The organism is Flavobacterium beibuense F44-8, assembly GCF_000769915.1.
Classification (GTDB): domain Bacteria; phylum Bacteroidota; class Bacteroidia; order Flavobacteriales; family Flavobacteriaceae; genus Flavobacterium; species Flavobacterium beibuense.
Map to the genome: position 1 here is coordinate 152,623 of NZ_JRLV01000006.1, position 12,788 is coordinate 165,410.

Here is a 12,788-nt window from a genome sequence, read left to right on the forward strand (position 1 = left end):
GTATATACATAAAAAAATCCCCTGCATGGCAGGGGATTTTTTTATTTGGTAAGTTCCAGTTGTTTTGTTGCGGTAAGTATTTTTTCCGATAGTCCGTTAAGCCAAACCAACTGTTCAATTATCAGGTTGGCTTCCTCCATTTTTAAACGGAATTCATTTTCATCATCAGGTGTGCTTTCTTTCAGTTCACGTGCCCTTATATTTCTGAGCTCTGTAAAACGCATGGCCAGTTCTTCTTTATCAGAGCAGTAAGCCTGTGTTGAGGTCTCTGCGGAAAGCAATGCTGCCGAATGATCCAGATTTTTTATAACGGCATTAACTACTACATTAAAAGCTTCAGATGCTTTTGATGTTTTGTGCGATTGTATGTAAGTACCCAGCGATGCCAGTGACGATACCAGTGTATGGTTAAGTACCGCCAGTTTGTATACCTGTTGTACCTGTTTCTGTTTTGATTTGGGTTCCTGTATCATACGCTGGTAGGATGACATCAGGTTACCCAGCTCTACAAAGGCACTTTTACGAGCCAGTTTATAGGCGGTAGATACGCTTCCTTTTTCGTTATAGAAAAGAGATATTTCGTTAAGGTAATTCCTGTTAGCCTCAATAGATTTTTTAATATATACCGGAAGGCTCAAGAACTCCCAGGCAGGCCACAGGAAATAATTGGCTGCAAAAGCCAGTATTCCACCAACGGCAGTATCGAATACCCTGTATTGTATTACCTCCCTAACATTTGGGGTAAGCATACCATACAGGAACACCACATATATGGTAACAAAAGTGGCACCAATGCTGTAGTTGATAGATGTAAAGGCAAGCCCCAGTACCATAGCAGTAACGGCCAGTATGGCAATTATAGATGTGTTTTTTATAACGCTTAACAATGCAAAGGCAATAACTGCACCGGCAACCGTACCTATAATACGCTGAAAGGAACGCTGCTTGGTAAGTCCGTAACCGGGACGCATAATCACGATTATGGTAAGCAGTATCCAATAAGGGTTTTGCATCTGGAAAATAAGCCCTAAACCAAAACCTATTATCATGGTAACCGTTAGTCGTAACGAATGCCTGAAAATGGTAGACGATAAACTAAGGTTTTCTTTAAGTATCCTGAAAGGGTAATATTCGGGAGTTAAGAATTTTTGCAGGTCCTTATCCCTTTCCTTTAAATCCTTAAAGTTCATTGTGGTAGTAAAAGCCCTTTCAATAGTCTTGATCTTTTCTACCTGCTTCTCGGCATAATGCAGCATGTTTAAAAGCATCCATACTCCCTCGGAAGCTTCGGCTTCGCTAAGGGCATTACGGTAAGACTCTATGGCTCTTTGCACACTTTCCAAATCTTCAATAAGGTTGTGTTTGGAAATGTATTTTTTTCGGTTCTCTATACTTTTGGCAATCCTTTTAAGTGAGGCGCCTAAGTTATACGCCAGGTTTTGATACGTATCAAGAACCTTAGGATGGTCGCTAAATTTGTGCTGTAGCTTACTGTGGTCAAAAGAGGTAGAGAGTGCCAGTTCCAGTATGTCTACCATGGATATAAAAACCAACAGCATTTTACGGGTGCGGTTGGAACTACCCGCTGTAGATCGGTTACGTATAAGTATTTCCCTTAAACTCTCGTGTATGGTGTTTAACTCCACCTGAAGGTGTAGCTGTTTCTCTACTATTTTCTCCCTGTCGGCATCTTTTTCCCAAAGGTTACCGCGCAGTTTCATGTACTTGGCGGTAAGTTTAAGGCATTCCACCATTTGAAGTTCGGTGTAGCGGTGCGGACTAACAAGCTTAAATAGTACTGATATGGTAGTGTATATAAGTCCGCCGGCAAGTGATAGTGCTGTGTATATTGCAATGTCCCATCCGTCACGAAGATGCCCCGTGGCAAGTGCTATGGCAAGCAGTCCTGAAAACGATACCATCGTGGCTCTTTGCCCATAAACCGAAATCATGGAAAGGAAAAATACCATTACTATGGCAAACGGGTAAAAAAGCAATGGTACAGGGTGTAGCAGGTTTACCATAAGGGTACAGCCCGATACTATTAGGGTAGTGATAAGTAACCCTCTTACTTTGTGCTGCAGGTTACTGGGAATATCGGCAGGGTAGGTAAGAAAAGCGCCCAGTGCCACTGCGATACCATATTGAAAGTAACCCAGTTGCGTGAGTATAATAAGCGGCATTGCCGAAGCTATGGTTACTATAACTGCTTTAGTAAAATTGGTGCTGTCTGCAAAGCGTTTTAATCTCTCAATCATACGTGTCCGAATGATGTGCAAAGTTACTAAATGCTTTAAAATTTATGTTTGTTTACGAGTTAATTCTCACAAAACTTTAGCATTTGGCATTATAAGGAGTTTATACAAAAAGAGTATCGTTTTTATTTACTATTTTTGCGCTCAGCCCAAAATAAATTAAAATAGATATGATTTTACCGATTATAGGATATGGCGATCCGGTTTTAAGGAAAAAAGGAGAAGATATACCACAGGATTATCCAAACCTTAGCGAACTGGTAGCTAATATGTTTGAGACGATGTATAATGCTTATGGTGTAGGGCTTGCTGCACCACAAATAGGGCTTGCTGTTAGACTATTTATTATAGATACGAGTCCGTTTGCAGATGATGAGGAGCTTTCTAAAGAAGAGCAGGAGCAGTTAAGCGGTTTTAAAAAGGCGTTTATAAACCCTGTTATCACTAAGGAAGAAGGAGAAGAATGGGGCTTTAATGAAGGTTGCCTAAGTATACCGGATGTACGTGAAGACGTATACCGTAAAGAGAGAATAACAATTGAATACTATGATGAAAACTTTAATAAGCATACTGATGTGTATGACGGACTTATTGCAAGGGTGATTCAGCATGAGTATGACCATATAGAAGGTATATTATTTACAGACAGGATTTCTACGCTTAAAAAGAAGCTTATTAAGAAAAAACTGCAAAATATAATGGAAGGGAAAACAAGACCTGATTATAAAATGAAATTTGTTGCCAAAAAAGGCAGATAATTTTTGTTTTTATAGCCAAAGATTAGATATTTGTCTCCCTTAAAAAAAACAACAATAATGAGCATTCAGAAAATATTATCAATTTCAGGAAAACCGGGTTTATATGCCCTTAAATTACAAACCCGTACAGGGTTTGTTGCAGAGTCTTTAGTAGATGGTAAAAAAATTACTGTAGGTTTAAGAAGTAATGTTAGCCTTTTATCTGAGATCTCTATTTATACGTATGACGGAGAAGTTCGCCTAAGCGAAGTATTCACAGCAATCGCTAAAAAAGAAGATAACGGTCCTGCTATTTCTCATAAAGAAAGCAACGATACGCTTACTGACTACTTTAGAGAAGTGCTTCCTGAGTTTGACGAAGACAGAGTATATGCTTCAGACATCAAAAAAATACTTAACTGGTATAACATGCTTCAGCCAAAAGGACTTGTTTCTAAAGATGAGCCTGCAGAAGGTGAAGAAGCTCCTGCTACCGAAGCTGAAGTTAAATCAGAGGAATAAAAATTTATCTTACTTAATTAACTAATCCTGTCGCTATCCCATACAGCGGCAGGATTTTTTATTTTACACGTATATAAAATATTGAATAGGTATAAACTCTTTTTATATTTTATCTTTGTTTAAAACATACTTCTTATGAATACAAGACAGCAGCAATTAGAGGCTTTTAACAGGTTACTGGATATAATGGACGATTTAAGGGAAAAGTGCCCGTGGGACAGGAAACAAACCCTACAGAGTTTACGTCACTTAACCATTGAGGAAACCTATGAGCTGGGTGATGCCATACTGGATAACGACCTGCAGGAAGTTAAAAAGGAACTGGGCGATATATTGCTGCACATTGTGTTTTATGCCAAAATAGGAAGCGAAACAAATGACTTTGATATAGCCGATGTGGCAAACGAAATTTGTGAAAAACTGATACACCGCCATCCGCATATTTATGGTGATGTAAAGGTGGAAAATGAAGAGGAAGTAAAACAAAACTGGGAAAAGCTTAAGCTTAAAGAGGGTAAAAAATCAGTGCTTGAAGGCGTACCTAAAAGTTTACCGGCACTTGTAAAAGCCAGCCGTATTCAGGATAAGGCAAAAGGAGTGGGGTTTGACTGGGAAGAGCCCGAACAGGTTTGGGAAAAGGTGCAGGAAGAGCTTCAGGAGCTGCATGATGAGGTGCAGGGGAGCGATCAGGATAAAATTGAGTCAGAATTTGGTGATGTGCTGTTTTCCATGATTAATTACGCACGCTTTTTAAATGTAAACCCCGAAGATGCACTGGAGCGTACCAATAAAAAATTTATTAAACGTTTTACCTATCTGGAGAGTAAAGCAGGTGAAATGGGTAAATCACTTGCCGACATGACACTAGCCGAAATGGATGTATTTTGGAATGAGGCTAAAAAACTATAGTCAGGCTAATGAAATACTTGGTTTAATTACTTCGCTACCCGATTGGCTTGTTATAGGGAATACAGAAAAACAAATTACCTTATCAACACCGTTAGTTTTTAGTATTTGTTTTATGGAGCTGAATTGTTTTTCATGCTGCTTTGTATAAATAAAATATACAGGATATGGACTGTTATTTATTGTTATTAATAAAGGGAACTTTATGTAATCATCTCCAAGCTTCATATACTTGTGTTCTTCGTGTTCTATAAGGGTATAAGGATGATCTTTTTTAAAGGTTTGAAATTTAAGTATGGTTTCTTTAAAGTCCTTTTTAGTGTTGCCCGATATGGGTACCCTTATGTCTTTAAACCCAACCTCCTGAATGTTTGTATAAAAATGTATGGTACTGTTGTTTTCAGTAGGGTAGGATTTGCTGTAATTGAATATTAGGCCTGATTCTTTTCTGTTGACTGATTGTTTATTGTAAACAACCCTTCGGATAATAATTACGGGTATAATTACTAAAAACAGCAACAAGGCAATAATAAAACCGATAATAACAGCATATTGAGACTTACCGCTAACACATTCTGAGTGAAAACTTTTCCAGTAAGACTTAAAGGAATTGTGATAAAGACTTAGACTTATTATTTTCGTTAAACTGGTAAGATTTACTGCCAGATAGAAAGTAGTATAGGCAGCTGCTATTAAGATAAAGATAACCTGCATAAATAAGGTGTGTATGGTTACGGCAAATATAAATAAAAAAGCCATCTCACTGAGATGGCTTTTTTGTTATTCGTTGTTATCGTTATTTTCCTTTTGGATAGTTCTTATTTGTTTAAGTTTTTCCTTCCAGGTTTTTAACTCTTCCTTATGGCGGTCAATATTTTTGTGAATCTCTTTTATGAAAGGATTATCATCCTTAGCGTTAGAGATAAATTGAATATTGTTTTCCAGCTGTAGTATCTCGCTTTGTACTTCATCAATTTTACGCATAATGAAAATCTGTTCGTTTTCAAGTTTGCGGGAGTCATCGCTGTCTGCAAGCTGTTCAAGGCGGTTATTAAATTTAACCATCTCAGCCTCTTTTTTAGACAGGCTCAGTTTGTCAAACAATGCATCCAGTATTTTATTGAATTTACCCTCAATATGGCGTCTTGACTGTGGTACACGACCCAGGTTTTTCCAGTTGTCTATGTGTTGTTTAATAGCATCAAGATCGGTTTTATGATCGCCTGTAAGCTCAAAACTCTTAAGGTCTTCAAGGTATTCTTTCTTCTTGTCAAAAGCCTCAATTTCCTCTTTGTTAACTTCGTTTCTAACAGCGTGAAGCCTGTCGAAATAATGGTTACATGCCGCTTTGAATTCCTTCCATACCTTATCAGAATACTTTCTTGGAACGTGACCTATTTTTTTCCAGTCTTCCTGAATCTTTTTCATGATAGGGGTGGTGGCACTAAAGTCTTCACTGTCTTTAAGTGATTCTGCCTTTTCTACCAGTTCCATTTTTTTGGTAAGGTTGTCCTGCTGCTCTTTCTTAATGTCTTTATAGAAAGAGTTTTTGTTCGCATTAAACTCTCTTACGGCAGCTTTAAAGTGAGCCCACGTATCTTCGTTTACTTCAATAGGTACTTTACCCGCTTCAAAGAATGCAGATCTTAAAGCCTCAATTTTTTCTATTTGTCCCTGCCATGCATTGTGAGAGCTAACTTTTTCTTTAGCGATCTCTTCAATTTTGGCAATGATTTCTTTTTTCTTTGCAAGGTTTTCTTCTTCCTTACCTCTCAGTTGAGCAAAAAACGCCTCACGCTTATCATGTAGCTGTTTTGTAAGCTCACTAAACTGATTCCATATTTCCTCGCGGTGTTCTCTGTCTACAGGACCTATCTCTTCTTTCCATATTTTATGTAAAGACTGTAGTTCCCTAAAGGCCTTGTTAGTGTCTTCTTCCTGTAATAGTTCCTCAACACGCTCTATGATTTTTTGCTTTTGCTCAAGGTTGTGCTTAAAGTCTAAATCACGGGCTTCCCTGTCAAGGTGAAGATGGTCGTAAAAACGCTCAATGTGGAAATGGAAGTTATTCCAAACGTGGTTGTATTTATCTCGCGGAATAGGTCCTGCGGTTTTCCACTGCTCACGGATGGTGTTAACGTGTTTAAGTGAATCGCTTATACTTTCGTCGCCATCTATAACCTTTTTAAGCTCGTCTATAAGCGCAAGCCTTTTATCAAGGTTGTTTTTAAGATTGTTTTGCAGTGATTTGAAATGTGCATTTCTTTTATCTCTGTATTCGCTGTAGGCAGAATCAAACCTGCTTTTTAACGGGAAGTGATATTCAAACCCCGATGTATCACCATCATTATCATGGCTGTATTCATCTCTTTTCTCTTCAATGAGATGATTGTATTTAGAATAAAATTCTTTCTTTATTTCTTCAACGTGCTCTTTAACAGACATTACTTTCTCGTGAGCTACTAATTTTTCCAGCTCATCGGTAAGTTTTTCCATAGAAAAAGCTTCGTAGTTCTGCATAGGTATATTATGCCTTTCTGAAGCGGAATCATCTTCGCTGTCCTCTGCATTAGAATCTTCTATCGCTTCGACTGCTGATTTTTTCTTAGGAGTGCCTTCCTGCTCGTTGTTTTCGTTTCCTGCACTCAATAGCTCTTCGGGAGCAAAAGGCATTTGCCCTTCAGTCTCATGAATATCGCCAAATTCGTTAAGCCCTTTGTTTTCTTCATTGGGTACATTGGCAAGTTCATTTTTGTCTATTGCTCCGTTTAGTTCCTTTAACTCCTTTCCATCTGCATCCTGCAGGTTATCATTCTTTTCTTCTAACATTTCTTTAAATGCTTAAGGTTTATATTGTACTTTACTTCCCGAAGATAGTAAAGCCTGTTTAAAATTCAAAAAAAAACGCTATTTTATGTTAATTATAGTTTGGTTTTGAATATTTAGTTAACTTTTTGATTTAAATAAGTTTAAATATTTAAATTTTTATTTATTCCATATCTTCCAGGCTTTCTCTGCCTGATATACCAGCATTTTGTACCCGTTAGATGTTTTGGCTCCGTGTTCGGCAGCCTTTCTCATAAAGGTTGTTTCTTCGGGGTTGTATACCAAATCAAAAGCGATGTGCTTATCGGTAAACAGGCTGTAATCCAGCGGCGGACATTCGTCTATATTAGGGTGAGTGCCCAGTGGAGTGGTATTGATGATTATTTGGTACTCGTTAAAAATTTCCCTGTCAAGGTCGTTGTATGAAAATATCACATCACTTTCCTTGCGGGAAACAAAGTCGTACTCTATTTTTAGTTTGCGCAGGGCATAGGCTATAGCTTTAGATGCTCCGCCTGTTCCCAGTATAAGTGCCTTTTGATGGTGTGATTCCAGTAATGGCTTTAGTGCTTTTTTAAATCCGGTGTGATCGGTATTATAGCCTTTAAGTTTTCCTTTTTTGGAAATGGTTATGGTGTTTACCGCGCCTATTACACGTGCTGTTTTATGAAGCGAATCGAGCATGGAAATAACATCTTCCTTGTACGGTATGGTAACATTAAGTCCTCTAAGCTTTTTGGTTTCTTCCAGTATGTTACGTAGTTCGCCTATGTATTCCAAATCAAAATTCTGATAGTAGCAATTGTCCATTCCCTTTTTAGTGAATTTATCATTAAAATATTTGGCAGAAAACGAATAGCTGATCCCTTTGCCTACAAGTCCGTATATTTTTTTTGACTTCTTTTTCAAAATGTCCTTCATTTATTTGGCTCAATTTATAAAAGCTTCTCACAAAGATTGCTATTTCTTTGTTATCAGGCTGTGTTCTAATTGTTAATTTATGTGTTGGTGGTTTTTTGTAAATAAAAACTGGCAACAAAGATTATAAATTCTATGTTGCCAGCCAATATTACGGTATTTATTTCTCTGTTATTTTGCCCTGTTCTTTTTAATAGTTTCCTGTACGGTAGTGTTTTCCCATATAGTAGGGAAAAACTCTTCTAAAAGAACATGGTTTTTAAAATTAAGCCTAAGTCCGTTGCTAAGGTGGAAAACACCTTTATCTTCCTGATGCATCATAAAATACAATCCGGCAAGGCGGTATTCTACCTCATACTCTTCAGGATAGTATTCAGATGCCTGTAGCAGGGTATTTGCAGCTGTTTCATACTCCCCAAGGAACTGAAGTGTATCTGTCCAAAACAACCATGTATCTAACTGGTAATCGCCATACTCTACAGCTTTACGGTAACCCTCTTCGGCTTCTTCATGGAAGTTAAGCGCTTTGTTAATTACTGCATAGCGTTTCCAGTACATTTTATTTTCGTTGTCTATGCCTATTGCTTTGTTGGCATAGTAAAGTGCTTTCTGGTAATTTTGGCGACGGATATAAAAATCGGTTATAGCTATCCATGCCTTATCCAGTAACGGATCTTCGTGAACCGTTTTTAAATAAAACTTAAGTGCCTTTTCATGATCGCCAAGTCTTTCATAACACTTACCTACACGAAGCAGTGCAAAAGAGGTTGGGTCATCAAGCTCCATAGTGATATTATAGCACCCAATAGCTTCCTCATAACGTTTTAGTTTTTCAAGGGTTTTTGCTTTTTCAAGAAAAGCACCAAGGAAACTCTCGTCAATTAGGGTAGCATAATCAAACGCTCTTAACGCCTGTTCAAAATTATTTACTGCATAGTACTGACGGCCCAGTTGGTGCCATGCCACATCGCTGTATGGATTTCGGTCAATAAAGCTGTTAAGGAAATCAATTGCTTCAAGATTCTGGTCTAAAAAGTCAAAGCAATACACTACATTGTATAATGCAGAGTGGTCATCAGTATCTTCTTCAAGACACTTAATAAAACTTTCTTTTGCCTGCTCAAGGTTATCCATAAACAGGTATTCCATACCAATAAGTGAGTATACATCGGCATAATCGTCTGTATACTTTAAAGCAACATGAAGCAGCTCTACAGCTTTATCATGCTGATCCCTTTTAGAATAAATATTGGCTTTTTGGATGTAAATTTCTTCGTTTGTAGGTTCGATGGCATAAAGATCATTAAGTAATCTTTCCGCTATATCAAGTCTGTCATCAAACACTAATAGTTCAACCTGCACTAATTTTAAACCTGTTGATTTGGGATGTTGTTCCAAACCTAATTTTAAGGCCTTCTTAGCTAAATTAATTTTTCCGGAATCAAGATAATGAAGAATAATGTCTTCAAACTCTTCGGAATCAAAGAAGAATACTTTGTTGGTTTTCAACATTGATTCGAACTTTGATAAGGATAAACTGCGATCTTCTTCTTCGTGGCTCAAATTCATACTCCCTTTAGTTTAAAATTATCCTTATTAAAGTTACAAAATGTAACACTCAATAGGAATATATCCTTATTTGTTTTGAACAATTTAATTAACAATTTTTTGAGGGTTTAATCCTGTTATTGTTCTGCTAAAATCTCATTTAATACTTCAATAATAATGCCACATCCCTCTTTAATCTCTTCGTTTGAGATAGTTAGGGGAGGAGTAATTCGTATCGCCTTACCTTCAAACAGTAACCAGAAAAGAATAAGTCCTTTTTCCTGGCATCTTAAAATGGTCCTGTTAGTGATATCATCGCTTTTGGTCATTGCTGCAAGCATTAGTCCGCGGCCTCTTACATCTTCTATTAAAGGGTGTACGAGTAGTTCCCTAAACAGTTTTTCCTTTTCAAGTGCTTGTGCCATTATGTCGGTTTCCGTTAGTTCCTGCAATGTAGCAAGACAGGCAGCTGCAATAACCGGATGACCGCCAAAAGTGGTAATATGCCCCAGTTTAGGGTCATGGCTAAGCAGATCCATCATCTCTTCCGATGCTGTGAAAGCACCTACAGGCATTCCTCCGCCCATACCTTTCCCCATAATAATTACGTCAGGAACGATATCATAGTTTTGGAAGCCGAACAGTTTTCCGGTACGGCCAAAGCCCGGTTGTATCTCGTCGAGTATCATTATGGCGCCTACTTCGTCACAACGTTCTCTTACCTTTCTAAGGAAATCGTTTTCCGGCTGAATGAATCCTGCACCGCCCTGAATGGTTTCCAGTATGATACCGGCTGTTTTTGTGGTTATTTTTTGCAGGTCTTCCTCATTATTAAACGTAATGAAGTCTACATCCGGAATTAAAGGTCTGAATATTTGCTTGCGCTCCTCAAATCCCATAACGCTCATAGAGCCCATAGTATTGCCGTGGTAAGCATTAAAGCATGATATTAGCTGACTCCTGCCTGTAACCCTTCGTGCCAGTTTTAAAGCACCTTCAGTTGCTTCGGTGCCCGAATTGGTCAGGTAGGTTTTGTTAAGCTTAACCGGAAGGTTTTGGGCTAAAAGCTTACAAAATTCAGTAGCAGGGTGCTGTGCATACTCGCCATATACCATAACATGCGAATACTTGTTAAGCTGATCTATTATGGCATTATTTACCCTTGGGTGCTGATGCCCCAGGCTGGCTGCCGATACTCCGGCTACAAAGTCAAGATAGGCTTTGTTATTAGTGTCATATATATAAGAGCCCCTGGCGTGAGAAACTTCCATTCCCAGCGGATGGGGAGAAGTTTGTGCCTGGTACTTTAAAAAGTCGTTAATCATAATGTAAATGTGTTATTCTTTACTTACAGGAGGTTTAGGCTTAGGGTTGTTCTTGTCATAATCAAGTGTTTCCTGAAGCACTTCCATAGGTGTGTCTTCTTCTTTTTTCTTTTCCAGACTTTCTTTCACGATTTGCTCGTGTAGTTCCTGTTCTTCGGGAGGGAAAATATCTTCCCGTTTTTCAATCATCTCATCGCCACGCCAAATAAAGCCTCTTAGTTTTTTTATATTATCGGGGAACATACTTGGAGGATAGGTTGTAGCGTCTACGTTGTTGTGTGAAAAAACCTGAGATAATTCATTGTCTACAAAATGCATGCTAATTTTACTACTCACGCTTTTGTCTATTCCTATCAGGTTTTCCTTGTCATAATTGTAAAGCACCTTCTCGGTGTTTTTGTTAAACTCTACATACGAGAGTTTATTATCCTTAAACTTACCATAAAGGTTTAATCCTTTTATTTGGTTATAGTTAGGATTGTTAGGTGTGTTTTTAGCCGATATGGTATCCAGCTGTATCATAAAGGCATTGTTGATTACTTTTAGAGAGTCCAGCTTTTCGGTTTTAGTGTCAGATATAAGGTGCATAACATCACCCGTAAGCTGGCTTTTACCATTCCATATCACAGGGCGACCAATAAGCTGTGTAAGTCCGGTTACTTCTTCAGAATGTATGGAATCACACTTACCGCTCATGTCTACTTTGTAAAAACGCGCATCGTTATAGCCTCTCACAACCCTTTCGCCTTCCTTGCCGGTAATTACTATTTGCTTGGCATGAGTATAAAGCGAATCTTTCTCTACCAGTGTAACCACTTCGGCTCTTTTGGTAAGGTATAGGGAGTCCAGTTGTTTGTATACTTCAGCATAATGTCCTCTTGCCACAAATTTATTCACGGTATCGGTAACTCTTACGTTGTTTGTTGCCGATGAGAATTCCCTGTTCCTGTCATAATAAATGCTGTCACCCTTTATAACCTGAGTGTCATACTTAATATAAGAATTGGTTAACAGGTGGGCAAAGTTCTTTTTAGTGTCATAAAACCCTTTCTCGGTATAAATATAGTTCTCCTCGCTGGTAATGGTTGTTGGTCCGAATACGTAGGAGTGCCCTGAGTTGGTATAATAATCAAGGTGGTTTGACTTTAATACATACTGAGGATTGGTTAATGTAACTGCTGTAAGGAACTGGTATTTCTTTTGGTTGGCATAAAACCTGCCCGACTTGCTTTTAAGTGTATTGTCGCCATTTACTATGGTACCATACGAATTATAATACGCTTCCTGTTTGTTTCGGTCAAAATAAATGGTATCGGTAGTAAGGGTCATTTCCGGTGAACGCATCACTACGTTGCCCGATGCAAATGCAAAGTTCTTGTTACCGTTATATTCGGCATAATCACTATTCATGTGCAGGGTGTCCCCCTGATTGAATTTTATGTTACCATAAGCCTTTAGGTAGTTTTCCTTTTCCAGTATATAGGCCTTGTTACACTTCATGATAGAACCGTTATGCTCTACTTCAACATTGCCTATAAGGGTAATGGCACCCGGTACTTCGTTCTCGTTTTTATCGGTATAGTCGGTATGCAGTACTCTTATTTTTTCCTGGGCAAGGGCAGGGGTGCTGTAAAAAGCTAAAAATGAGAGTAAAATAAAAAACAGTCTTTTCAATGTGTAAAAATTTGTTGCAAATTTAAGTAAAATACAATTCATTAACCTTAATTGTTTATAACTGTTGTGGGAGAGCA

Annotated in this window: 10 protein-coding genes; 3 read left to right on the forward strand and 7 right to left on the reverse strand. The window is 38.1% G+C overall.

Annotated features, from left to right (window positions below; genetic code table 11):
• Positions 1-41 precede the first annotated feature (41 nt).
• Positions 42-2,258 (reverse strand): FUSC family membrane protein, encoded by a 2,217-nt coding sequence (locus Q763_RS06930; RefSeq protein ID WP_035132559.1) that lies wholly within the window; start codon positions 2,256-2,258, stop codon positions 42-44.
• A gap of 167 nt (positions 2,259-2,425) precedes the next feature.
• Here Q763_RS06930 and def point away from each other — a divergent pair, with 167 nt between their 5' ends.
• The 3 genes from def (at position 2,426) to mazG (ending at position 4,423) form a co-directional block, all read left to right on the forward strand.
• A complete protein-coding gene (gene def, locus Q763_RS06935; protein ID WP_035132561.1) occupies positions 2,426-3,013 on the forward strand; it encodes a peptide deformylase in 588 nt (195 codons plus the stop codon).
• Positions 3,014-3,070: 57 nt separating this feature from the next.
• Positions 3,071-3,514, forward strand: a complete 444-nt coding sequence (locus tag Q763_RS06940) for a DUF5606 family protein (RefSeq protein ID WP_035132562.1) — start codon at positions 3,071-3,073, stop codon at positions 3,512-3,514.
• A gap of 135 nt (positions 3,515-3,649) precedes the next feature.
• The gene (gene mazG / locus Q763_RS06945) at positions 3,650-4,423 is read left to right on the forward strand and encodes a nucleoside triphosphate pyrophosphohydrolase (RefSeq protein WP_035132563.1); all 774 of its coding nucleotides are present in this window, start codon (positions 3,650-3,652) and stop codon (positions 4,421-4,423) included.
• Here mazG and Q763_RS06950 read toward each other — a convergent pair whose 3' ends face one another.
• From Q763_RS06950 to Q763_RS06975, 6 genes are all read right to left on the reverse strand, one after another.
• On the reverse strand, positions 4,424-5,179 hold the full coding sequence (locus tag Q763_RS06950; protein WP_157499364.1) for a hypothetical protein: 756 nt from the start codon (positions 5,177-5,179) through the stop codon (positions 4,424-4,426). It lies immediately after the preceding gene.
• Between the two features lie 21 nt (positions 5,180-5,200).
• Entirely contained in the window at positions 5,201-7,249 is a 2,049-nt protein-coding gene (locus Q763_RS06955; RefSeq protein ID WP_035132565.1) for a DUF349 domain-containing protein, read from the reverse strand.
• A 156-nt stretch (positions 7,250-7,405) separates the two neighbouring features.
• Positions 7,406-8,167, reverse strand: coding sequence for a shikimate dehydrogenase family protein (locus Q763_RS06960; RefSeq protein WP_035132567.1), 762 nt, complete (start codon positions 8,165-8,167; stop codon positions 7,406-7,408).
• Between the two features lie 168 nt (positions 8,168-8,335).
• Positions 8,336-9,733 (reverse strand): tetratricopeptide repeat protein, encoded by a 1,398-nt coding sequence (locus tag Q763_RS06965; protein ID WP_035132569.1) that lies wholly within the window; start codon positions 9,731-9,733, stop codon positions 8,336-8,338.
• A gap of 116 nt (positions 9,734-9,849) precedes the next feature.
• Positions 9,850-11,037 (reverse strand): aspartate aminotransferase family protein, encoded by a 1,188-nt coding sequence (locus Q763_RS06970; protein ID WP_035132571.1) that lies wholly within the window; start codon positions 11,035-11,037, stop codon positions 9,850-9,852.
• Between the two features lie 12 nt (positions 11,038-11,049).
• Positions 11,050-12,711, reverse strand: a complete 1,662-nt coding sequence (locus Q763_RS06975) for an OstA-like protein (RefSeq protein WP_035132680.1) — start codon at positions 12,709-12,711, stop codon at positions 11,050-11,052.
• Positions 12,712-12,788: the final 77 nt, after the last annotated feature.

What these genes read in the sequence shown, in the direction of transcription:
- Q763_RS06955 (WP_035132565.1), bottom strand. Translation starts at nt 7,249, where the DNA reads ATGTTAGAAGAAAAGAATGATAACCTGCAGGATGCAGATGGAAAGGAG.
- Q763_RS06950 (WP_157499364.1), bottom strand. Translation starts at nt 5,179, where the DNA reads ATGGCTTTTTTATTTATATTTGCCGTAACCATACACACCTTATTTATG.
- Q763_RS06960 (WP_035132567.1), bottom strand. Translation starts at nt 8,167, where the DNA reads ATGAAGGACATTTTGAAAAAGAAGTCAAAAAAAATATACGGACTTGTA.
- Q763_RS06965 (WP_035132569.1), bottom strand. Translation starts at nt 9,733, where the DNA reads ATGAATTTGAGCCACGAAGAAGAAGATCGCAGTTTATCCTTATCAAAG.
- Q763_RS06930 (WP_035132559.1), bottom strand. Translation starts at nt 2,258, where the DNA reads ATGATTGAGAGATTAAAACGCTTTGCAGACAGCACCAATTTTACTAAA.
- def (WP_035132561.1), top strand. Translation starts at nt 2,426, where the DNA reads ATGATTTTACCGATTATAGGATATGGCGATCCGGTTTTAAGGAAAAAA.
- Q763_RS06940 (WP_035132562.1), top strand. Translation starts at nt 3,071, where the DNA reads ATGAGCATTCAGAAAATATTATCAATTTCAGGAAAACCGGGTTTATAT.
- mazG (WP_035132563.1), top strand. Translation starts at nt 3,650, where the DNA reads ATGAATACAAGACAGCAGCAATTAGAGGCTTTTAACAGGTTACTGGAT.
- Q763_RS06970 (WP_035132571.1), bottom strand. Translation starts at nt 11,037, where the DNA reads ATGATTAACGACTTTTTAAAGTACCAGGCACAAACTTCTCCCCATCCG.